17 protein-coding genes are annotated in these 19,535 nt (G+C 71.4%); 11 read left to right on the top strand and 6 right to left on the bottom strand.

Features of this window, described 5'->3' with window-relative positions:
• The first annotated feature begins 5 nt into the window (after window positions 1-5).
• From OG379_RS08590 to OG379_RS08575, 4 genes are all read left to right on the top strand, one after another.
• Window positions 6-1,421, top strand: a complete 1,416-nt coding sequence (locus tag OG379_RS08590) for a CitMHS family transporter (RefSeq protein WP_405660892.1) — start codon at window positions 6-8, stop codon at window positions 1,419-1,421.
• Entirely contained in the window at window positions 1,421-2,692 is a 1,272-nt protein-coding gene (locus OG379_RS08585; RefSeq protein ID WP_405660890.1) for an MFS transporter, read from the top strand. The genes OG379_RS08590 and OG379_RS08585 overlap by 1 nt, the downstream gene beginning before the upstream one ends.
• A gap of 207 nt (window positions 2,693-2,899) precedes the next feature.
• The gene (locus OG379_RS08580; RefSeq protein WP_405660887.1) at window positions 2,900-4,294 is read left to right on the top strand and encodes an aldehyde dehydrogenase family protein; all 1,395 of its coding nucleotides are present in this window, start codon (window positions 2,900-2,902) and stop codon (window positions 4,292-4,294) included.
• A gap of 31 nt (window positions 4,295-4,325) precedes the next feature.
• Complete coding sequence (locus OG379_RS08575; RefSeq protein WP_405660884.1) at window positions 4,326-5,405, top strand: Zn-dependent alcohol dehydrogenase; 1,080 nt, start codon at window positions 4,326-4,328, stop codon at window positions 5,403-5,405.
• 87 nt (window positions 5,406-5,492) lie between these two features.
• Here OG379_RS08575 and OG379_RS08570 read toward each other — a convergent pair whose 3' ends face one another.
• From OG379_RS08570 to OG379_RS08555, 4 genes are all read right to left on the bottom strand, one after another.
• Window positions 5,493-6,482, bottom strand: coding sequence for an Acg family FMN-binding oxidoreductase (locus OG379_RS08570; RefSeq protein WP_405660881.1), 990 nt, complete (start codon window positions 6,480-6,482; stop codon window positions 5,493-5,495).
• 111 nt (window positions 6,483-6,593) lie between these two features.
• Window positions 6,594-7,547, bottom strand: a complete 954-nt coding sequence (locus OG379_RS08565; RefSeq protein ID WP_393758011.1) for a DMT family transporter — start codon at window positions 7,545-7,547, stop codon at window positions 6,594-6,596.
• Window positions 7,548-7,591: 44 nt separating this feature from the next.
• Window positions 7,592-8,317, bottom strand: coding sequence for an ArsR/SmtB family transcription factor (locus tag OG379_RS08560; RefSeq protein WP_405660878.1), 726 nt, complete (start codon window positions 8,315-8,317; stop codon window positions 7,592-7,594).
• Window positions 8,318-8,331: 14 nt separating this feature from the next.
• Window positions 8,332-9,006: a TetR/AcrR family transcriptional regulator gene (locus tag OG379_RS08555; RefSeq protein WP_405660875.1), complete on the bottom strand. Its 675-nt coding sequence runs from the start codon at window positions 9,004-9,006 to the stop codon at window positions 8,332-8,334.
• Window positions 9,007-9,071: 65 nt separating this feature from the next.
• Here OG379_RS08555 and OG379_RS08550 point away from each other — a divergent pair, with 65 nt between their 5' ends.
• The 4 genes from OG379_RS08550 (at window position 9,072) to OG379_RS08535 (ending at window position 11,828) form a co-directional block, all read left to right on the top strand.
• On the top strand, window positions 9,072-10,223 hold the full coding sequence (locus OG379_RS08550; RefSeq protein ID WP_393758017.1) for an acyl-CoA dehydrogenase family protein: 1,152 nt from the start codon (window positions 9,072-9,074) through the stop codon (window positions 10,221-10,223).
• A gap of 81 nt (window positions 10,224-10,304) precedes the next feature.
• A complete protein-coding gene (locus tag OG379_RS08545; protein WP_405660872.1) occupies window positions 10,305-10,688 on the top strand; it encodes a VOC family protein in 384 nt (127 codons plus the stop codon).
• Window positions 10,689-10,828: 140 nt separating this feature from the next.
• The gene (locus OG379_RS08540; protein ID WP_031099588.1) at window positions 10,829-11,119 is read left to right on the top strand and encodes a YiaA/YiaB family inner membrane protein; all 291 of its coding nucleotides are present in this window, start codon (window positions 10,829-10,831) and stop codon (window positions 11,117-11,119) included.
• Between the two features lie 85 nt (window positions 11,120-11,204).
• Window positions 11,205-11,828, top strand: coding sequence for a TetR/AcrR family transcriptional regulator (locus OG379_RS08535; RefSeq protein ID WP_393758021.1), 624 nt, complete (start codon window positions 11,205-11,207; stop codon window positions 11,826-11,828).
• 82 nt (window positions 11,829-11,910) lie between these two features.
• Here OG379_RS08535 and OG379_RS08530 read toward each other — a convergent pair whose 3' ends face one another.
• The gene (locus OG379_RS08530) at window positions 11,911-12,372 is read right to left on the bottom strand and encodes a MaoC family dehydratase (protein ID WP_030124806.1); all 462 of its coding nucleotides are present in this window, start codon (window positions 12,370-12,372) and stop codon (window positions 11,911-11,913) included.
• Window positions 12,373-12,527: 155 nt separating this feature from the next.
• Between OG379_RS08530 and soxR the strand changes: the two genes are divergently transcribed.
• Window positions 12,528-13,001, top strand: a complete 474-nt coding sequence (gene soxR / locus OG379_RS08525; protein ID WP_405660869.1) for a redox-sensitive transcriptional activator SoxR — start codon at window positions 12,528-12,530, stop codon at window positions 12,999-13,001.
• Window positions 13,002-13,032: 31 nt separating this feature from the next.
• Here soxR and OG379_RS08520 read toward each other — a convergent pair whose 3' ends face one another.
• Entirely contained in the window at window positions 13,033-13,644 is a 612-nt protein-coding gene (locus OG379_RS08520) for a hypothetical protein (protein ID WP_405660867.1), read from the bottom strand.
• A gap of 221 nt (window positions 13,645-13,865) precedes the next feature.
• Between OG379_RS08520 and OG379_RS08515 the strand changes: the two genes are divergently transcribed.
• Together OG379_RS08515 and OG379_RS08510 are read left to right on the top strand one after the other, a co-directional pair.
• A complete protein-coding gene (locus OG379_RS08515; RefSeq protein ID WP_405660866.1) occupies window positions 13,866-16,694 on the top strand; it encodes a penicillin acylase family protein in 2,829 nt (942 codons plus the stop codon).
• Between the two features lie 198 nt (window positions 16,695-16,892).
• On the top strand, window positions 16,893-19,526 hold the full coding sequence (locus OG379_RS08510) for a peptidoglycan recognition protein (RefSeq protein WP_405660863.1): 2,634 nt from the start codon (window positions 16,893-16,895) through the stop codon (window positions 19,524-19,526).
• Window positions 19,527-19,535 lie beyond the last annotated feature (9 nt).

The following is a 19,535-nucleotide window of genomic DNA, read 5'->3' as shown; positions in this document are numbered from 1 at the left end:
CCCATATGTTGACAATCCTCGGCTTTGCCATGATCGCGACCTTCCTGGTCCTGATCATGATGAAGAAGATGTCGCCGATCGCGGCGCTGGTCCTGATCCCCGCCCTGTTCTGCGTGGCCGTCGGGCAGGGCGCGCAGCTCGGTGACTACGTCATCGAAGGGGTCGGCACCCTCGCGCCGACCGCGGCGATGCTGATGTTCGCCATCGTCTACTTCGGCGTGATGATCGACGTCGGCCTCTTCGACCCGATCGTCCGGGGCATCCTGCGCTTCTGCAAGGCCGACCCGATGCGGATCGTCATCGGGACGGCCCTGCTCGCCGCGGTCGTCTCGCTGGACGGCGACGGCTCCACCACCTTCATGATCACGGTCTCGGCGATGTACCCGCTCTACAAGCGGCTGAAGATGAGCCTGGTCGTGATGACCGGTGTCGCCGCCACCGCGAACGGGGTCATGAACACCCTGCCCTGGGGCGGCCCCACCGCCCGCGCGGCCACCGCGCTCAAGGTGGACGCGGCCGACATCTTCGTCCCGATGATCCCGGCTCTCGCCGTCGGCCTGCTCGCCGTCATCCTCCTGGCCTGTGTCCTGGGCCGCCGCGAGCGCAAGCGGCTCGGCATGCTCACCCTCGACGAGGCCCTGGTGACCGAGCCCGAGACCGTCCTCGTCGGCGCGGGCAGCGGCGGCGACCGCCTCACGAAGGCTCCGAAGGGCACCGGCGGTGCGGGCACCGAGGGGGCCGGGGCCGAAGGGACCGAGGAGGACGAGGAGGACGAGGAGTTCAAGGGGCTCGACCCCGACCGGTCCACGCTCCGCCCGAAGCTCTACTGGTTCAACGCCGGCCTCACCGTCGCCCTGCTGGCCGCGATGATCCTGGAACTCATGCCGATCCCGGTGCTCTTCCTGCTCGGTGCGGCCCTCGCCCTCACCGTCAACTTCCCCCACATGCCCGACCAGCGAGCCCGGATCGCGGCCCACGCCGACAACGTGCTCAACGTCTCCGGCATGGTCTTCGCCGCGGCCGTCTTCACCGGCGTGCTGACCGGCACCGGTATGGTCGAACACATGGCGGACTGGCTCGTCGGGGCGATCCCCGACGGCATGGGCCCGCACATGGCCATCGTCACCGGTGTCCTGAGCCTCCCCCTCACCTACTTCATGTCCAACGACGGCTTCTACTTCGGAGTTCTGCCCGTGCTCGCCGAGGCCGGCGCCGCCCACGGCGTCTCCCCCCTGGAGGTCGCCCGCGCCTCCATCGTGGGTCAGCCGCTGCACATGTCGTCCCCGCTCGTGCCCGCCGTCTACGTCCTGGTCGGCATGGCCAAGGTCGAGTTCGGCGACCACACCCGCTTCACCGTCAAGTGGGCCGTGCTCACCTCGCTGGTGGTCCTCGGAGCCGGAATCCTCTTCGGGATCATCTGATGCCTCCGGAACCACGGCCCGGCAGGGGCTGGCTGCTGCGCCTCGTCATCGCCTTCGCCTTCGCGCAGGGGGCGGTGTCGATGGCGCGGCCCGCCGTCTCCTACCGGGCCCTCTCGCTGGGCGCCGACGAGCGCGCGATCGGCGTGATCGCCGGTGTGTACGCGCTCCTGCCGCTCTTCGCCGCCGTACCGCTCGGCCGGCGCACCGATCACGGCCGCTGCGCTCCGCTGCTGCCCGTCGGGGTCGTCCTGATCGGCGGCGGCTGCGCGCTCAGCGGCACCGCGGGCTCCCTCCCCGCGCTCGCCGCCTGGAGCGGAGTCATGGGCCTCGGCCACCTCTGCTTCGTGATCGGCGCCCAGTCGCTCGTCGCCCGGCAGTCCGCCCCCGCCGAACAGGACCGCAATTTCGGCCACTTCACCATCGGCGCCTCGCTCGGCCAGCTCGTCGGACCGATCGCCGCGGGCTATCTCATCTCCGAGCGGGACGGCGCGATGGCCCGTACGAGCGCCCTCGCCCTGCTCGTCTCGGCGGTCGTCGCCGCGGTCTCCTTCACGTCCCTCTGGCGCATCGAGCACCGCAGGTCCGCCGACCGGCCCCGGGAGGCGGCCCCGAAGGTGCCGGTGGGCAGCATCCTGCGCACCCGGGGAGTCCCGGCCGGCATCCTCATCAGCCTCGCCGTGCTCAGTGCCACCGACATCCTCACCGCCTATCTGCCGGTGGTCGGCGAGCACCGTGGTATCGCGCCCGCCACCGTCGGCCTGCTGCTCAGCCTGCGGGCCGCAGCGACCATCGCCTGCCGGCTCGTCATGACACCGATGCTGCGCGCGGTCGGCAGGGCGGCGCTGCTCTCCACGACCTGCCTGCTCGGCGGTCTCCTCTGCGCCGCCGTCGCCCTGCCCGTCCCGGTGTGGGGCCTCGCCGTGATGCTCGCCGTGCTGGGCTTCTGCCTGGGGGTCGGCCAGCCCCTCTCGATGACGACCGTCGTCCAGGCGGCCCCCGCGGCTGCCCGCTCCACCGCGCTCGCCCTCAGGCTCACCGGCAACCGGCTCGGCCAGGTCGCGGCCCCCGCCTCGGCCGGACTGATCGCCGGGGTCGCGGGCACCGCCGCGCCGTTCGTGATGCTCGGCGCCCTGCTCGTCGGGGCGGCGGGACTCGGGCTGCGGGGCGGCGGGGGAGCCGGGGCGGCGGGCGCGGCTCCGGACCCCGGTCCGGCCCCCGAGGCCCCGGCTCCCCGTGCCGAACGCTCCCGGGCCGAGCGGGATCCGGCCTGACGCGGCCCCGGGCCCGGCCGCTCTCCTCCCACCCCGGGACATCCCCGGGCCCGGCGTGCGAGTGTGGCCGTCGGCCGTGCGTGATCTGTGTCTCCGGTGGTTCCCTGGCGCCAAAAAACTAACAGCGCTAGTTTGGGGCCGGGACGGCATCCGTCCGTACGACGCACGGCTTCGGCGGCAGGCACAGCGAGCCCGGGAGGAACAGCCATGAAGGCGCATGACGGGATGTACATCGGCGGGGAGTGGCGGCCCGCCTCGGGCCGGGACACGATCCCGGTCGTGAACCCGGCGGACGAGCAGGTCATCGGACACGTCCCGGCGGGCACCGCCGAGGACGTCGACGCCGCGGTACGCGCCGCGCGCGCCGCGTTCCCCGGCTGGGCGGCCACCCCGCCCGCCGACCGTGCCGCGCGGATCGCCGCGCTGCGCGACGTGCTCGCCGCCCGCAAGGACGAGATCGCCGAGACCGTCACCGCCGAGCTCGGCTCGCCGCTGCCGATGTCCCAGGCGGTGCACGCGGGGGTACCGGTGCTGGTCGCCGGTTCGTACGCCGAACTCGCCGCCTCGTACTCCTTCGAGGAGAAGCTCGGCAACTCCACCGTCCTGCTGGAGCCCGTCGGCGTCGTCGGTGCGATCACGCCCTGGAACTACCCGCTCCACCAGATCGTCGCCAAGGTCGCCCCGGCGCTCGCCGCGGGCTGCACCGTCGTCCTCAAGCCCGCCGAGGACACCCCGCTCACCGCGCAGCTCTTCGCCGAGGCCGTCCAGGAGGCGGGCCTGCCGGCCGGCGTCTTCAACCTGGTCACCGGCATCGGGGCGGTCGCCGGACAGGCCCTCGCCGAGCACGAGGACGTCGACCTCGTCTCGTTCACCGGATCCACGGCTGTGGGCAAGCAGATCGGCGCCACCGCGGGCGCGGCCGTCAAGCGCGTCGCGCTGGAGCTCGGCGGCAAGTCCGCCAACGTCATCTTGCCCGGGGCCGACCTCGCGAAGGCCGTCAACGTCGGCGTGGCCAACGTGATGTCCAACTCCGGTCAGACGTGCAGCGCCTGGACCCGGATGCTCGTCGACTCCGAGCGGTACGAGGAGGCCGTGAGTCTGGCCGCCACGGCCGTCGCCAAGTACGTGCCCGGCGAGCGGGTCGGCCCCGTCGTCAACGCCAAGCAGCAGGCCCGGGTGCGGGGTTACATCGAGAAGGGCATCGAGGAGGGCGCCCGCCTCGTCGCGGGAGGCCCCGAGGCGCCCAAGGACCAGGGCTACTACGTCAGCCCCACGGTGTTCGCCGACGTCACGCCCGGCATGACCATCGCGCAGGAGGAGATCTTCGGCCCGGTCCTCTCGATCCTGCGGTACGAGGACGTGGACGACGCCCTGCGGATCGCCAACGACACCGTGTACGGGCTGGCCGGCGCCGTCTGGGGCGCGGACGACGAGGAGGCCGTGGCCTTCGCCCGCCGCATGGACACCGGGCAGGTCGACATCAACGGCGGACGCTTCAACCCCCTCGCGCCCTTCGGCGGTTACAAGCAGTCGGGGGTGGGCCGCGAGCTCGGCCCGCACGGCCTCTCCGAGTACCTCCAGACCAAGTCCCTGCAGTTCTGACCCCCACGCCGATCCACCGAGGAGTCTGTTCGTGGTCCGCGCCGCTGTACTGCCCGCCGTCGGAGCTCCCCTGGAGATCACCGACATCGAACTCCCGGAGCCCGGCCCCGGCCAGGTGAGCGTCTCTCTCGCCGCCGCCGGTGTCTGCCACTCCGACCTGTCCCTGTCCAACGGCACCATGCGACTGCCCGTCCCCGCCGTCCTCGGCCACGAGGGCGCCGGAACGGTGCTCTCCGTCGGCGAGGACGTCACCCATGTCGCCGCGGGCGACCCGGTGGTCCTCAACTGGGCGCCGTCCTGCGGGGCGTGCTTCCACTGCGGGATCGGCGAGGTCTGGCTCTGCGCCGACGCCCTCAAGGGCGCGGCCAACATCCACGCCCGTACGGCCGACGGCACCGAGCTCCACCCCGGCCTGAACGTCGCGGCCTTCGCCCAGGAGACCGTCGTCGCCGCCAACTGCGTGCTGCCCGCCCCGGCCGGCATCCCGCTCGACGACGCGGCCCTGCTGGGCTGTGCGGTCCTCACCGGCTACGGGGCGGTCCACCACTCCGCCCGGGTGCGCGAGGGCGAGAGCGTCGTCGTCTTCGGGATCGGCGGGGTCGGCCTCGCCGTCCTCCAGGCCGCCCGTATCGCCGGAGCGTCGAAGATCATCGCCGTGGACGTGTCACCGGAGAAGGAGGAACTCGCCCGCCGGGCGGGTGCCACCGACTACGTCGTCGCGTCCGACACCACGCCGCGCGCCGTCCGCAAGCTCACCGGCGGTCAGGGCGCCGACGTCGCCGTGGAGTGCGTGGGCCGGCCCGCCACGATCCGCGGAGCCTGGGAGTCGACCCGGCGCGGCGGCCGCACCACGGTCGTCGGCATCGGCGGCAAGGACCAGCAGGTGACCTTCAACGCCCTGGAGATCTTCCACTGGGGCCGTTCCCTCACCGGCTGCGTCTACGGCAACAGCGACCCGGCGCGCGACCTGCCGGTGCTCGCCGAACACATCCGCGCCGAACGGTTCGACCTCTCCATGCTGGTGACGGAGCGGATCTCGCTCGACGGCATCCCGGCGGCCTTCGACAACATGATCGCCGGCAAGGGCGGCCGCGCGCTGGTCGTCTTCTAGGACCGATCGCGCATTCCGGCCGGCACAGGTGCGGGGCCGTGGAACGCACGGCTCCGCCCCGCGGCCCCACCGAGGCGGTGCCGGGTGTCAGTCGCCCGCGCGGCGGAGTGCCTCGCCCAGTGGCCGGCGGGGAGTGGGGGGCGGCTGCGTCCGGGGATAGCCGACGCGCAGGACCATCTGCGGGTGCCCGTAGTGCGCGGCACTCGCCGACACGTCGTCGCGCAGGTTGGCGTCCTCCAGCGGCTGGTTGGCGAACGAGGCGGCGACCGCGTGTTCCGCGGCTGTGAGCAGCAGCCTCTGCAGGGCCTGTCCGGCCGCCACCCAGGAGGCGGGGTCGTCGCCCGGGGTCTCCAGGACGGCCAGGTCCGGGTGCGGTTCGAAGTCCGCATACGTGCGCCCGGGGAGGTCGGTTCCCTCGGCCATGTCCCGTACGGGCGGGTCGTCGTAGCCGCCGCGGCGGGGCACAGGTCCGAGACTTCCGACCGGAATGACGGAGGGAGCGCTGTCCGGGGAGAGCCGGGCGACCCTGTCCTCCCGGACGGCCGCCTCCTCGTCGCACGTCGCCCGCCGGATCAGGGACAGCATGCGCTGGTACTCCGGCTCCCGGTCCAGCAGCCGCAGGCTCGCCCCCTCCTGGCCCGCGGCGTCGTGCAGGAGCGCCACCACGTCCGACGGAAGGGGCTCGGGGGCGAACGGGTACCGGTTGGTGCGGCGCAGGTGCACCCAGCCGTACAGCCGGCCCAGCACATGGTCGGGAGCCTCGTCGGTCACCGTGATCCGCGCCACCAGCAGCGGGTCGCCGGCGTCGGGCAGCAGCGACACCCGTGCTCCGTGACCCAGGCGTGCGAGTGCGGCCCGGGCGTTGAGGACCGCCGCCCCGCACGACAGGTGGACGTCGCGCTCCGCCGACGCCGTCGGCAGCGACGCCCGGCCCGGGTCCGCGTACACGTCGAGTCCCTCCGGGCCGACGGCGAGCGACCAGGGCTGGGTGTTGAACACGGAAGGAGCGGCGGCAGCCGCCGCCGCGGCAGCGGCCTGCCCCGGTAGGTCGAGGGCGGAGCGGAGCAAGGACTGCATGAGGCGTGCCTCCTGCGGTGGTGGCCGGTCATCTGGATCTCTTCAAGTGTCCGGCCTCACCCCCGGCCGGTGTCAGGGACCTAAGCTCCTCCCACGCAGGACTTCGGGCCCCTAGGAATCCGCAGGCGCCACAGGGTCCGCCGCTCCCGCGCGGCCGGCCCGCGCACGGGTCCGCGAGACCGCGACCCCGGCCAGGCAGAGCAGCCCGCCCGCGACGGTGAGCAGCGCGGGCACCTCGTCGAGCAGCAGCCAGGACATCAGCACCACCAGGGCCGGCACCGCGTACGTCGTCGCGCCCATCCGGCCCGCGGTGGTCCGGGCCAGTGCGTAGGCCCAGGTCGTGAAGGCCAGCGCCGTCGGGAACACCCCGAGATAGACCATGTTCAGCGTGGCGGACAGGGGAGCGTCGGCCGCCTCGGAGACCAGTACGCCGGTGAACGGCAGGCAGGCCACCGTCCCGATGAGGCAGCCGAACGTGGTGATCTGCAGGGGTGATCCGTGGCGCAGCGCGGGCTTCTGGATGACCACCCCGCCCGCGTACGACACCGCGGCCAGCAGGCACAGGAGCACGCCGAGCACGGAGGAACTCCCGTGGCCGGACATGGAGAGACCGACGACGACGGCGCCCGCGAACGAGACCGCCATGCCCGTCAGGAGCCGGCGCGGCAGCCCCTCCCCGAGCAGCCGGGCGCCCAGGAGGGCCATCAGGATCGGTCCGACGTTCACGATCATGGCCGCCGTGCCGGCGTCGACCTGCTGCTCACCCCAGTTGAGCACCACCATGTACAGGCCGAACCAGAGCAGCCCGGAGCCGATGACGCCCGGCCACGCGGCCCGGGACGGCAGCCCCTCGCGGCGTACCAGCAGGATCGCTCCGAGCGTCAGCGTGCCCGCGAGGAGCCGGCCCAGGGCCAGCGCCCCCGGCGAGTACGCCTCGCCCGCGCTGCGGATGGAGACGAACGCGGAGGCCCAGAGGATGACCGTGGTGCACGCGGCGGCCGGGGCGCGCCAGTCGCGTCCGGAGGCGGCCGGTGCGGCGGGGCGCGCTGTCGGTGTCGTCGTCATGGCCACGACGGTAAGCCGGGAACGCTTCGGGGCCCACCGAATTGTCAGCTCACGTCAATCGTCGCCGGCTCGATGGACAGGTACGCCGACAGGGCGCGGAGCCCCGCAGGGGTGGCCCGGACAGCGCGCCCCGTCCCGACCCGCTCGCACCATCCGGCGTCCAGCAGATGGCGGCACAGCGCGGCACCCGCGGTCCCCGCCAGGTGCTGCCGGCGCTCGGTCCAGTCCAGACACCCCCGCGCCAGGGGCCTCCGCGAAGCGGTGGCCAGGGGGATACCGAGCGCGCCGAACCATTCCAGGCCGTCCTCGGTCAGCGCGAAACCGGTGTCCTGCCGCAGGAGTCCGCGCTCGGTCATCGCGTCGGTGATGCGGATGCCGAGCCGGCCGGCGAGATGGTCGTAACAGGTGCGCCCCCGGGCCAGCGCATGCTGGAGGTTCGCCTCGCGCAAGGTGCGCGGGGGAGTCGTTGGACCGGGAGCGGCATGGGCGGCCAGCTCCTCGACCAGCTGCGCGATCCGCCCGTCGGCGAGCCGCAGATAGCGGTGGCGGCCCTGGCGCTCCTCGGCCAGCAGTCCGCCCGCGACCAGCTTGGACAGATGTTCACTCGCTGTCGAGGCGGCCACGCCCGCGCCTCGGGCCAGCTCGCCCGCGGTCCAGGCCCGGCCGTCGAGCAGGGCCAGGCAGAAGGCGGCGCGGGTCTCGTCGGCGAGCAGGGAGGCCAGAGCGGCCAGCCGTGGCGCGGCCGGATCGTGCGGTGTCGTACGGGCCATGGGTCCAGGATGCGTCAGGCACCGTTCGGCGCGGGCCGAACCGTGCGGCCGGGGGCCGTCTGCTCGTACTGCAGAGCGAGGCCGTCCAGCAGGGCGCGCAGCCCGGTCTCGAACGCGCCCTCGTCGACCTGCTGCCGGCGGTCGGCCAGCAGATGGGCCTGGCCGAGGTGCGGGTAGTCGGCGGGGTCGTACGCCGTCTCGTCGTCGACGAAACCGCGGGCGAAGGAGCCGAGCGCCGACCCGGTGATGAAGTAGCGCATCAGCGCGCCGATGTAGGTGGCCTGGGCGGGCGGCCAGCCGGCCCGCACCATGGCCCCGAAGACCGCGTCCGCGACCCGCAGGCCGGCCGGGCGGCGGCCGGGCCCCTGGGCGAGCACCGGGACGATGTGCGGGTGCTCGGCGAGCGCCGCGCGGTAGGAGACGGCCCAGTCGTGCAGGGCGGCGGGCCAGTCGCGAGCGTCGTCCTCCTCGAACATCGACAGGTCGACCTGCGCGGACACGGCGTCGGCGACCGCGTCGAGGATCTCGTCCTTGTTCCGGAAGTGGTTGTAGAGCGACGGCCCGCTCACACCCAGCTCCGCGGCGAGCCGGCGGGTCGAGACGGCGTCCAGGCCTTCCGCGTCGACGAGCGCGCTCGCCGCCTCGACGATGCGGTCTCTGCTGAGGAGGGGCTTGCGCGGTCGGGCCATGCGGCACATAGTAGGGCCTGCAAGCAGAAAACTAGCAGTGCTAATTAAAAGTGGGGTGTCGCAGGATGAACCTGGAGCTGAGCGAGGAGCAGGATGCCGTCCGGCAGCTCGCCGAGGACTTCGTCGCGCGGGAGATCACCCCGCATGTCGTCGAGTGGGACCGCGCCGAGAGTGTCGACAAGTCGATCGTGAAGAAGCTGGGCGCCCTCGGCTTCCTCGGGCTGACGATCCCGGAGGAGTACGGCGGCTCGGGCGGCGACCACCTCGCGTACTGCCTGGTGACCGAGGAGCTCGGCCGTGGTGACTCCTCGGTGCGCGGCATCGTCTCCGTATCGCTCGGCCTGGTCGCCAAGACGATCTCGTCGTGGGGCAGCGAGGAGCAGAAGCAGCAGTGGCTGCCGAAACTCACCGCGGGTGAGGCCATCGGCTGCTTCGGTCTCACCGAGCCGGGCACCGGTTCGGACGCCGGGAACCTCACGACCAGGGCCGTGCGGGACGGCGACGACTACGTCATCAACGGCTCCAAGATGTTCATCACCAACGGCACCTGGGCCGACGTCGTCCTGCTGTTCGCCCGCACCGACGACACCCCCGGCCACCGCGGTGTCTCCGCCTTCCTGGTGCCGGCTGACGCCCCCGGCCTGACCCGGCGCACCGTCCACGGCAAGCTCGGGCTGCGCGGCCAGGCCACGGCCGAACTGGTCCTGGAGGACGTCCGCGTCCCCGCCTCCACGCTCCTGGGCCCCGAGGGCAAGGGCTTCTCCATCGCCATGTCCGCCCTGGCCAAGGGCCGGATGTCGGTCGCGGCCGGCTGTGTCGGCATCGCGCAGGCCGCCCTGGACGCCGCCGTGCGCTACGCCGGGGAGCGTGAGCAGTTCGGCAAGTCCATCGCGAGCTACCAGCTCGTCCAGGAGCTCATCAGCGACATCTCCGTGGACGTCGACGCCGCCCGCATGCTGACCTGGCGGGTCGCCGATCTCATCGACCGCGGCCAGGAGTTCGCCACCGCAGCGTCCACGGCGAAGCTCTTCGCCTCCGAGGCCGCGGTCCGTGCGGCGAACAACGCCCTGCAGGTGTTCGGCGGTTACGGCTACATCGACGAGTACCCCGTCGGCAAGCTGGTCAGGGACGCCCGCGTGATGACGCTGTACGAGGGCACCAGTCAGATCCAGAAGCTGATCATCGGCCGGGCGCTGACCGGGGTGTCGGCCTTCTAGGGGCGGTCCGGAAGCCGGTGTGCCGGAGGTCCGCGAGCAAGTGGCTGGCGGACCGGGTGGTGCTCGGGCAGGCTTCCGCGCATGGTCTCAGTACTGCAGAACGTGGCGATCGACTGTGTGGATGCCTATGAACTGGCCCGGTTCTGGGGTGAGGTGACCGGGTGCCCGCCGCACCCGGAGGACGGGCCGGGTGATCACGAGACCCAGGTGGTGCTGCCCGAGGGCCCGGCGCTGTACTTCAACCAGGTGCCGGAACCGAAGACGGTCAAGAACCGGGTCCATCTGTGCCTGCGCCCCGAGAGCTCGCGCGAGGAAGAGGTCGAGCGCCTGCTGGGCCTCGGTGCCACCCTGGTCGCCGACCGCCGGGAACCCGGCGGCGCGGGCTGGGCCGTCCTCGCGGACCCCGAGGGCAACGAGTTCTGCGTACTGCGCAGCGAGTCCGACCGGGGCGCGATGTCTTCCTGAGGTCCGGCTCCGCCCGGGGCCGGGTCCGGCCCCGGGCGGAGCCGTCGCCCGGCCGCCCGGCCCGCGCGCCGCCGTCGATGAGTACCGGCTGAGTACGCCGACGGATACCGGGGCGCACCCCGGCGCCGGATGCTGTGCACATGAGTGAGACAACATCGGTCAAGCAGCAGAGCACCGCCGCCTTCTACGGACAGGCCGTCCTCTCCTTCGGCGTGGCCATGGGAGCCGTGGCCCTCGGTATCTTCTTCCTCGACGCCGACGCCTGGGTGCGGGCCTTCCTCGCCATCGGCGTCCTCTATCTGGTCACCTCGTGCTTCACCCTCGCCAAGGTCATCAGGGACCGGCAGGAGGCGGGGCAGATCGTCAGCCGGGTCGACCAGGCCAGGCTGGAGAAGATCCTCGCCGAGCACGATCCCTTCCAGAAGCTCTGACCGGTCTCACCCCATGAGTGCTCTAAGCGCTTGCTCAGGTTCGCGGTATGGTGTTCGTCCTGCCAGCGGAAAGGGGCACGTGGCGATGAGCACGGCGGAGGAGACCGACGGCGAGAACACGCCGTGGAGCGAGGTGACGCCCGAAGCGGCCCGGCGACTGCTCGTCGCCGCCGTCGAGGCCTTCGCGGAGCGTGGCTACCACGCCACCACGACCCGTGACATCGCCGGCCGGGCCGGTATGAGCCCGGCCGCGCTCTACATCCACTACAAGACCAAGGAAGAGCTGCTCCACCGGATCAGCAGGATCGGCCACGACCGGGCCCTGCTCCTCCTGGAGACGGCGGCCGGCAAGGACGGCACGGCGGCCGAGCGGCTCGCCGAGGCGGTCCGGTCCTTCGTCAGCTGGCACGCGGAGCGGCACACCACGGCCCGGGTCGTGCAGTACGAGCTGGAGGCTCTCGGCGAGGACCACCGCACCGAGATCGTGGCCCTGCGCAGGCAGACCGACGCCGTGGTGCGCCGGATCATCGGAGACGGTGTCCGGGCGGGGGAGTTCGACGTACCGGACGTTCCCGGCACCACGCTCGCCGTGCTGTCCCTGTGCATCGACGTGGCGCGCTGGTTCAACGCGCAGGGCAGCCGGACGCCCGAGGAGGTCGGCACCCTCTACGCGGACCTCGTCCTGCGCATGGTGGGCGCCCAGAAGTGACGCCGGGCGCCCCCGCGGGCCCGGCGCACTCCGTACGGATCGGAAACCGCGGCGCGCTCCGGAGGGCGGGCGCGCCCCGGGATCAGAAGTAGTAGCGCGAGACCGATTCCGCGACGCAGGCCGGCTTGTCGCCGCCCTCGCGCTCGACGGTGACGAGGGCGGTCACCTGCACGCCGCCGCCCGCCTCCTCGACGTTCTTGAGCACGGCCGTGGCGCGCAGCCGCGAGCCCACCGGGACGGTCGAGGGGAAGCGGACCTTGTTGGTCCCGTAGTTGATGCCCATCTTCGCGCCCTCGACGCGCAGAATCTGCGGGACGAGCACCGGCAGCAGCGACAGCGTCAGGTAGCCGTGCGCGATCGTGGTGCCGAAGGGCCCGGCCGCGGCGCGTTCCGGGTCCACGTGGATCCACTGGTGGTCGCCCGTGGCCTCGGCGAACTGGTCGATCCTCTTCTGCTCGATCTCCAGCCAATCGCTGTGACCGAGCTCCTGGCCCACCCCGTCCCGCAGCTCCTGTGCGGACGTGAAGATCTTCGGCTCTGCCATGTTCCTGGTCCCTGCCTTCCGGCTGTCGGTCGCCCTCCAGGGCGGTGTCTAAGCGCTTGCTCAGCATGGTTGGGCCGCGCGGTCCTGTCAACGACGGACCGGCGGGTTTTCCGAGCGGCCGCACAGGCCGGAAAGCGGCCATTAGGGTGGGGGGAGTGCCACAGATCCCGCAGTCACTCCATGAACTCACCGTCGGCCAGCTCTCCGCACGCAGCGGCGCCGCGGTGTCCGCCCTGCACTTCTACGAGTCCAAGGGCCTGATCAGCAGCAGCCGCACCAGCGGCAACCAGCGCCGCTACACCAGGGACGCGCTGCGCCGGGTGGCGTTCGTCCGGGCGGCGCAGCGGGTGGGCATCCCGCTCGCCACCATCAGGGAGGCGCTGGCCGAGCTGCCGGAGGAGCGCACGCCGAACCATGAGGACTGGGCCCGGCTCTCGCGTGCCTGGCGCTCGGAGCTGGACGAGCGCATCAAGCAGCTGGGCCGGCTGCGCGACCACCTCACCGACTGCATCGGCTGCGGCTGCCTGTCGCTGGAGACCTGTGTGCTGTCCAACCCTGATGACGTCTTCGGTGACCGGATGACCGGGTCGCGTCTGATGCCCGAGCGGGGCGCGGCCGACCGTTCCTGAGCGCGCCCCTGTCGCTCCGTGACCGCGGTGCTCAGGCCGCCGATGCCAGGGCCCTGGTCCGTGCCCTTCTGGCCTCGGCCAGCGCCTTCGCCGTCAGGACGGGCCGGGGGACGACGATGCCGCAGCCCGTGCAGACCGGACCGGCCCACGGTTCGCGGTCCAGGTCCTGTCGCCAGATGATGCCGGTTCCCGTGCAGACCGGGCACGCGGCGCCGGGCTTGGCGCCCAGGGCCGCGATCAGCCGTCCCAGGACCTCGGCCAGGGGTGCGCCGGGATGGACCCCCGGATCCTCGCAGTGCGCGATCCCGTTGCCGCCCCAGGTCCGCCGGTGCCAGTCGTCGAATGCGCCGGGCCGCCGCAGCCCGTCGTGCTTCTCACGGCGCCGCCGCTCGGCGAAGCCCGCCTCGTACGCGAGCCAGACGGCCCGCGCCTCCTCCAGTTCCTCCAGTGCGCGGATCAGGCGCACCGGGTCGGGGGCCCGGTCCTCGGGCTCGATTCCGTGCCGCGCGCACAGATGATCCCAGGTCGCCCGATGACCGTACGGGGCGAATCGCTCCAGGCATTTGCGCAGCGAGTACCGCCGCAAAGCCAGATCGCCCCGCGGATCGCGGACCTGTCTCGCAAGACTCCGGAAACCGGCCATGGCACTGCCACCTCCGTCGCTCGTACTTCGGCGTCAAGGGATGGACGTACGACTGCCCGATTCGGCTCCATCCAAAGGTGAAACGCGTCCACGGGCTGAGACGATCCATGTGAGGTCGGGTGTGCGCATGTGGCGATTCGGAAAAAGTGACTGATGTTCATCTTACCGGCGGGGTGTACCGCCAGTAACCTCCGGCGCATCGGCCACCCGGAGGAGCACGCATGCCCCCACGCACCCGCACGCTCAGAGCCGCCACAGTCGCGGCCGTCCTCGCTCTCGGTACGTCCCTGCTCGCCTCGGCGCCCAGCGCCGGAGCGGCGGAGCCGGAGCCCCTCGCCGTCACCGACCACTGCGGCAGCCAGTGCGCCGACATCCTGCCGCCCGGCGAGAACGGCAACGCCACGCTCGTCGAGATCCTCGGCAACAAGGCGTTCGGCACCCACCCCGCGCACAGCGACGACCAGCTCGACCGCTACAACGGCCTGGTCGAGGGGCATACGGGCCTCACCGACCGGAAGCTGACCGACTTCTTCAACGACGCCTCCTTCGGGGTCGCCGCCGATCAGGTCGAGTCCGTGACCAAGCCGCGCGAGGACGTCACGATCACACGCGACAAGAAGAGCGGCGTGCCCCACATCAAGGGCACCACCCGCTACGGCACGGAGTTCGGCGCCGGGTTCGCCGCCGGACAGGACCGGCTGTGGCTGATGGACCTGTTCCGGCACATCGGGCGCGGCCAGCTGACCTCCTTCGCCGGCGGGGCACTGGCCAACCAGGGCCTCGAGCAGCAGTTCTGGCCACAGGCTCCGTACACCGAGGCGGACCTCGAAGCGCAGGTCGAACGGATCAGGACCACCGAGGGTGCGCGCGGCGAGCAGGCGATGGCCGACGCGCAGGCCTACGTCGACGGGATCAACTCCTACCGCGAGAAGTCCAAGAAGGGCCGCTACTTCCCGGGCGAGTACGTCCTCACCGGGAAGATCGACTCGATCACGAACATCGGCGAGATCCAGCCGTTCGAGCTGACCGACCTGATCTCGATCGCCTCGGTCGTCGGCGGACAGTTCGGCGGCGGAGGCGGCGGTGAGGTCCAGGCCGCCCTCTCGCTGCTCGCCGCGCAGCAGAAGTACGGCGTCGAGGAGGGCACCCGGGTCTGGGAATCCTTCCGCCAGCGCAACGACCCCGAGGCCGTTCTCACCGTTCACGACGGCACCTCGTTCCCGTACGCCGGCAAGCCCGACAAGGCCCGGGGGACGGCTCTTCCCGACGCGGGATCCGTCACCCCGGAACCGCTGATATACGACCGGACCGGCTCGGCGGGCACCGACAGGAAAAACCCTGTCGACGCGCCCGCCCGCCTCGCACCGGCCCAGGGGATGTACGACGACGGCGTCATCCCGGAGGGATCGCTGCCCGGATCCGGCGACGCCGCCCAGAAGCGGGGCATGTCCAACGCCCTCCTGGTGTCCGGCCGGCACACCGCGAGCGGCAACCCGATCGCCGTCATGGGCCCCCAGACCGGCTACTTCGCCCCGCAGCTGATGATGCTCCAGGAGCTCCAGGGCCCGGGCATCAGCGCCCGCGGCGTCTCCTTCGCCGGAGTCGGCATGTACATCCAGATGGGCCGCGGTCAGGACTACGCCTGGAGCGCCACCTCGGCGGCGCAGGACATCACCGACACGTACGCCGTCGAGCTCTGCGAACCCGACGGCTCCGCCCCCACCAAGGACTCCACGCACTACCGGAACGACGGCGCCTGCACGGCCATGGAGAAGCTGGAACGCGCCAACTCCTGGAAGCCCACCGTCGCCGACTCCACCGCCAAGGGCTCATACCGCATGCAGGTGTGGCGCACGGACTACGGCATCGTCACCCACCGCGCCACGGTGGACGGCAAGCCCGTCGCGTACACCTCGCTGCGCACCACCTACCGCCACGAGGCCGACTCGATCATCGGCTTCCAGTTGCTCAACGACCCGGCGTACGTGACGGACGCCGCCTCCTTCCAGCAGGCGGCGAGCCACATCGACTACGCCTTCAACTGGTTCTACGCGGACTCCCGCACCACGGCCTACTACAACAGCGGCATGAACCCCGTGCGAGCGGACGGGGTGGACGCCGCGCTGCCGGTCAAGGCCGAGAAGGCGTACGAGTGGCGGGGCTACGATCCGGCGGCCAACACCACCGACTACACGCCGTTCGCCGAGCACCCGCACTCCAGCGGGCAGGACTACTACATCTCCTGGAACAACCGTCAGGCCGAGGACTACTCCACCGCCGCGTTCGGCTTCGGCGCCGTGCACCGGGGTGACCTGCTCGACGACCGGGTGTCCGAACTGGTCGAGGAGGGCGGGGTGACCCGTGCCTCCCTCACCCGCGCCATGGAGGAAGCGGCGCTCACCGATCTGCGCGGCGAGCAGCTGCTGCCCGAGCTCCTGAAGGTGCTCCGCTCCCAGCCGGTCACCGACCCGGAGCTCAACGCGGTGGTCCAGCAGCTGGATTCCTGGCGGGCGGCCGGGTCTCAGCGCAAGGAGACCAGCCCGGGCTCCCACACGTACACGCACGCGGACGCGGTACGGATCATGGACGCGTGGTGGCCGAAACTGGTCGAGGCGGAGTTCCGCCCCGGACTGGGTGACGGCCTCTACACCGCCCTGACCGCGAACCTGGCCACGGACGAGTCCCCGGCGGCCAGCCACGGGCCGAGCGGGGCGCACAGCGGCTCCGCCTTCCAGTACGGCTGGTGGGGCTTCGCCGACAAGGACCTGCGCCAGGTCCTCGGGCAGACCGTCAAGGGGCCGCTGGCGAAAACGTACTGCGGCAACGGCGACCTGAGCGCCTGCCGGTCCGCCCTCCTCAGCACCCTGAAGGAGGCGGCCGCCGTACCAGCGACCACGGTCTACCCGGGTGACGACAGCTGTGAGGCCGGTGAGCAGTGGTGCACCGACGCGATCGTCCACCGCCCGCTGGGCGGGATCTCACAGAAGTCGATCCACTGGCAGAACCGGCCGACCTACCAGCAGGTCGTGGAGTTCCCCTCGCACCGCTGAGCCCGGCCCGGCGCGAACCGCCCGTAACTGACGAGACGACAGAAATCGGCCCCCGTAACGCTGTTCCTGGCGGTGCGGGGGCCCTCGTCATTCGCAGGACGGATACGTTTCGGCGGAAAACCTGCCGTCGGTTGTCAGTGCCGACCAGTAGCATTTCGCCGTTCAACAATGACGTGTTCATCAAGGGGTGGGGACAACTTGAGATTGAATCGTGTGCGCGGTACGGCTGTGGCCGCCGCCCTCGGCGTCGTCGCCGTTCTGGGGTTCCAGAACGTCGCGAACGGCGCCGATGCGGGAAACGTGCGGAACGAGGGCCGGCCGGCCGCCGGGACGGGGGTCTACGGCGCGGCGGGCCAGGACGGTCCGGTCAGGAGCGAGGTGCACAAGCTCGCCCTGAAGTCCGAGGGACGTGGCGAGGCCACCCTCTCCCGGCGTACCACCGAACCGTTCGGCATGCTGGGCCTGTCCTGGCCCGACGCCGACGCCGAGATCAAGGGCACGATCGAGGTACGTACCCGGGCCGCCGGGACCGGCGAGTGGACCGACTGGATCGCGCTGGAGCCGTACCTTCCCGGCCTCGACGGCGAGCGCCCCACGGAACGCGGCTCCACGGAGCCCGTCTGGGTCGGACGCTCGGACGGCGCCGAGGTGCGGGTGAGTGACGGGGCGGCCTCCGGCACCCTGCCGGCCGGCCTCCGCCTCGACATGGTCGACCCCGCCGCCGGGACCGGCGCTGCACCGGGCGGCGGCACGGACGCACAGCCCGCCGCCTTCGCGTCCGCCGAGGTCGACCCGGGCCCGCCGTCGACGGTTCCGCAGCCCCCGGTCGTCACCCGCGAGCAGTGGGGCGCCGACGAGTCCCTGAACAACGAGGGACCGATCTACCTGGAAGGCGGCGTCATCAAGGCCGTCTTCGTGCACCACACCACCGACGGCACCTACAACTGCGCGGATTCGGCGGCCGTCGTGCGAGCCCTGCACGTCTACCACGTGAAGACGAACGGCTGGCGCGACCTCGGCTACAACTTCCTCGTCGACAAGTGCGGAACGATCTTCGAGGGCCGTCAGGGCGGCATCGACCAGCCCGTCATGGGCGCGCACACGTACGGCTTCAACAGCGAGTCGACCAGTGTCGCGATCATCGGCAACTACACGGACACCGGCGCGCCCAACGTCGCTCTCGAGGCGACCGCCCGGGTGGCCGCGTACAAGCTCGGGCAGTACGGCGGTGACCCGGCCGGCAGCACCACGCTGGTCGCCGGCGCCACGCAGAAGAACTACTCCGGCAAGGAGTTCGTCGCCGGCCAGTCCTACTCGTTCAACCAGATCTCGGGTCACCGGGACGGCTTCAACACCGAGTGCCCCGGCATGAAGCTCTACCCGCAGCTTCCGGCCATCCGCACACTGGCCGCGGGCCCCGTCCAGGCACTCAAGGTCACCTCGGTCGCCGGCGGGGCGTTCGCCGTGGACTCCGGCTACGAGACGCCGGGCCCGGTCTCGGTGAACTGGTCGACGACCACGCCGACCTCGCTGATCGGCGGGTTCGAGCTCCTCGTCGACGGCAAGAGCGTGACCACCGTCGCGGGCAAGGCGCGCACCGCCTCCACGACACTCGTCCCGGGCAGCCACAAGGTCGCGGTGAAGGCCGTCCACCAGTCCGGCAAGGCCACGACCACCGCCGCGGTGAACGTGAACGTGCCGAGTCCGAAGAAGTTCGTGCCCCTCACCCCGCAGCGTCTGATGGACACGCGTACGGGACTGGGCGCACCGAAGGAGCCCGTCGGTCCGGACAGTGTGGTCACCCTCCCGGTGACCGGCACGAACGGAGTCCCGGCCACCGGTGTGGGTGCCGTCGTGCTGAACGTGACGGCGACGAACGTGACGGGGGAGACGAGCTATGTGTCGGTCTATCCGGACGGGACGACGCGGACGGCCGCGTCGAACCTGAACCTGGTGAAGGGTGAGACGGCTCCGAATTTGGTGATCGTTCCCGTGGTGAACGGCAAGGTGAGTTTCTACAACCGGTCGGGGACCCTGGACCTGATCGCGGACATCACCGGCTACTTCACCTCCGTCGGCGAGGGTTCCACGCACGTCAACCTCGGGCCGGAGCGTGTGATGGACACGCGTGAGGGTCTGGGTGTGGCGAAGGCGCCGGTGGGTGCGGACAGTGTCGTGACGCTGCAGGTGGCGGGCGTCAACGGTGTGCCGGCCGAGGGTGTCACGGCGGTCGTGCTGAACGTGACGGCGACGAACGTGACGGCGCCGACGAGCTACGTGTCGGTCTATCCGGACGGGACGACGCGGACGGCCGCGTCGAACCTGAACCTGGTGAAGGGTCAGACGGCTCCGAACCTGGTGATCGTTCCCGTGGTGAACGGCAAGGTGAGTTTCTACAACCGGTCGGGCACGCTCGACCTGATCGCGGACATCACCGGCTACTTCACCTCCGGCGACGAAGGCGCGTCCCACATCAACCTCGGTCCGAAGCGTGTGATGGACACGCGTGAGGGTCTGGGTGTGGCGAAGGCGCCGGTGGGTGCGGACAGTGTCGTGACGCTGCAGGTGGCGGGCGTCAACGGTGTGCCGGCCGAGGGTGTCACGGCGGTCGTGCTGAACGTGACGGCGACGAACGTGACGGCGCCGACGAGCTACGTGTCGGTCTATCCGGACGGGACGACGCGGACGGCCGCGTCGAACCTGAACCTGGTGAAGGGTGAGACGGCTCCGAACCTGGTGATCGTTCCCGTGGTGAACGGCAAGGTGAGTTTCTACAACCGGTCGGGCAGCCTGGACCTGATCGCGGACATCACCGGCTACTTCCGCAAGTGAGGTGAGACG

The organism is Streptomyces sp. NBC_01166 (genome assembly GCF_045039765.1).
Classification (GTDB): Bacteria; Actinomycetota; Actinomycetes; order Streptomycetales; family Streptomycetaceae; genus Streptomyces.
Note: the sequence above shows the minus strand (reverse complement) of the source record. Positions and strands in the feature narration are given on the sequence as shown.

What these genes read in the sequence shown, in the direction of transcription:
- OG379_RS08550 (WP_393758017.1), top strand. Translation starts at nt 9,072, where the DNA reads ATGAACCTGGAGCTGAGCGAGGAGCAGGATGCCGTCCGGCAGCTCGCC.
- OG379_RS08515 (WP_405660866.1), top strand. Translation starts at nt 13,866, where the DNA reads ATGCCCCCACGCACCCGCACGCTCAGAGCCGCCACAGTCGCGGCCGTC.
- OG379_RS08585 (WP_405660890.1), top strand. Translation starts at nt 1,421, where the DNA reads ATGCCTCCGGAACCACGGCCCGGCAGGGGCTGGCTGCTGCGCCTCGTC.
- OG379_RS08545 (WP_405660872.1), top strand. Translation starts at nt 10,305, where the DNA reads ATGGTCTCAGTACTGCAGAACGTGGCGATCGACTGTGTGGATGCCTAT.
- OG379_RS08580 (WP_405660887.1), top strand. Translation starts at nt 2,900, where the DNA reads ATGAAGGCGCATGACGGGATGTACATCGGCGGGGAGTGGCGGCCCGCC.
- OG379_RS08535 (WP_393758021.1), top strand. Translation starts at nt 11,205, where the DNA reads ATGAGCACGGCGGAGGAGACCGACGGCGAGAACACGCCGTGGAGCGAG.
- OG379_RS08520 (WP_405660867.1), bottom strand. Translation starts at nt 13,644, where the DNA reads ATGGCCGGTTTCCGGAGTCTTGCGAGACAGGTCCGCGATCCGCGGGGC.
- OG379_RS08565 (WP_393758011.1), bottom strand. Translation starts at nt 7,547, where the DNA reads ATGACGACGACACCGACAGCGCGCCCCGCCGCACCGGCCGCCTCCGGA.
- OG379_RS08590 (WP_405660892.1), top strand. Translation starts at nt 6, where the DNA reads ATGTTGACAATCCTCGGCTTTGCCATGATCGCGACCTTCCTGGTCCTG.
- OG379_RS08530 (WP_030124806.1), bottom strand. Translation starts at nt 12,372, where the DNA reads ATGGCAGAGCCGAAGATCTTCACGTCCGCACAGGAGCTGCGGGACGGG.
- OG379_RS08570 (WP_405660881.1), bottom strand. Translation starts at nt 6,482, where the DNA reads ATGCAGTCCTTGCTCCGCTCCGCCCTCGACCTACCGGGGCAGGCCGCT.
- OG379_RS08560 (WP_405660878.1), bottom strand. Translation starts at nt 8,317, where the DNA reads ATGGCCCGTACGACACCGCACGATCCGGCCGCGCCACGGCTGGCCGCT.
- OG379_RS08540 (WP_031099588.1), top strand. Translation starts at nt 10,829, where the DNA reads ATGAGTGAGACAACATCGGTCAAGCAGCAGAGCACCGCCGCCTTCTAC.
- OG379_RS08555 (WP_405660875.1), bottom strand. Translation starts at nt 9,006, where the DNA reads ATGGCCCGACCGCGCAAGCCCCTCCTCAGCAGAGACCGCATCGTCGAG.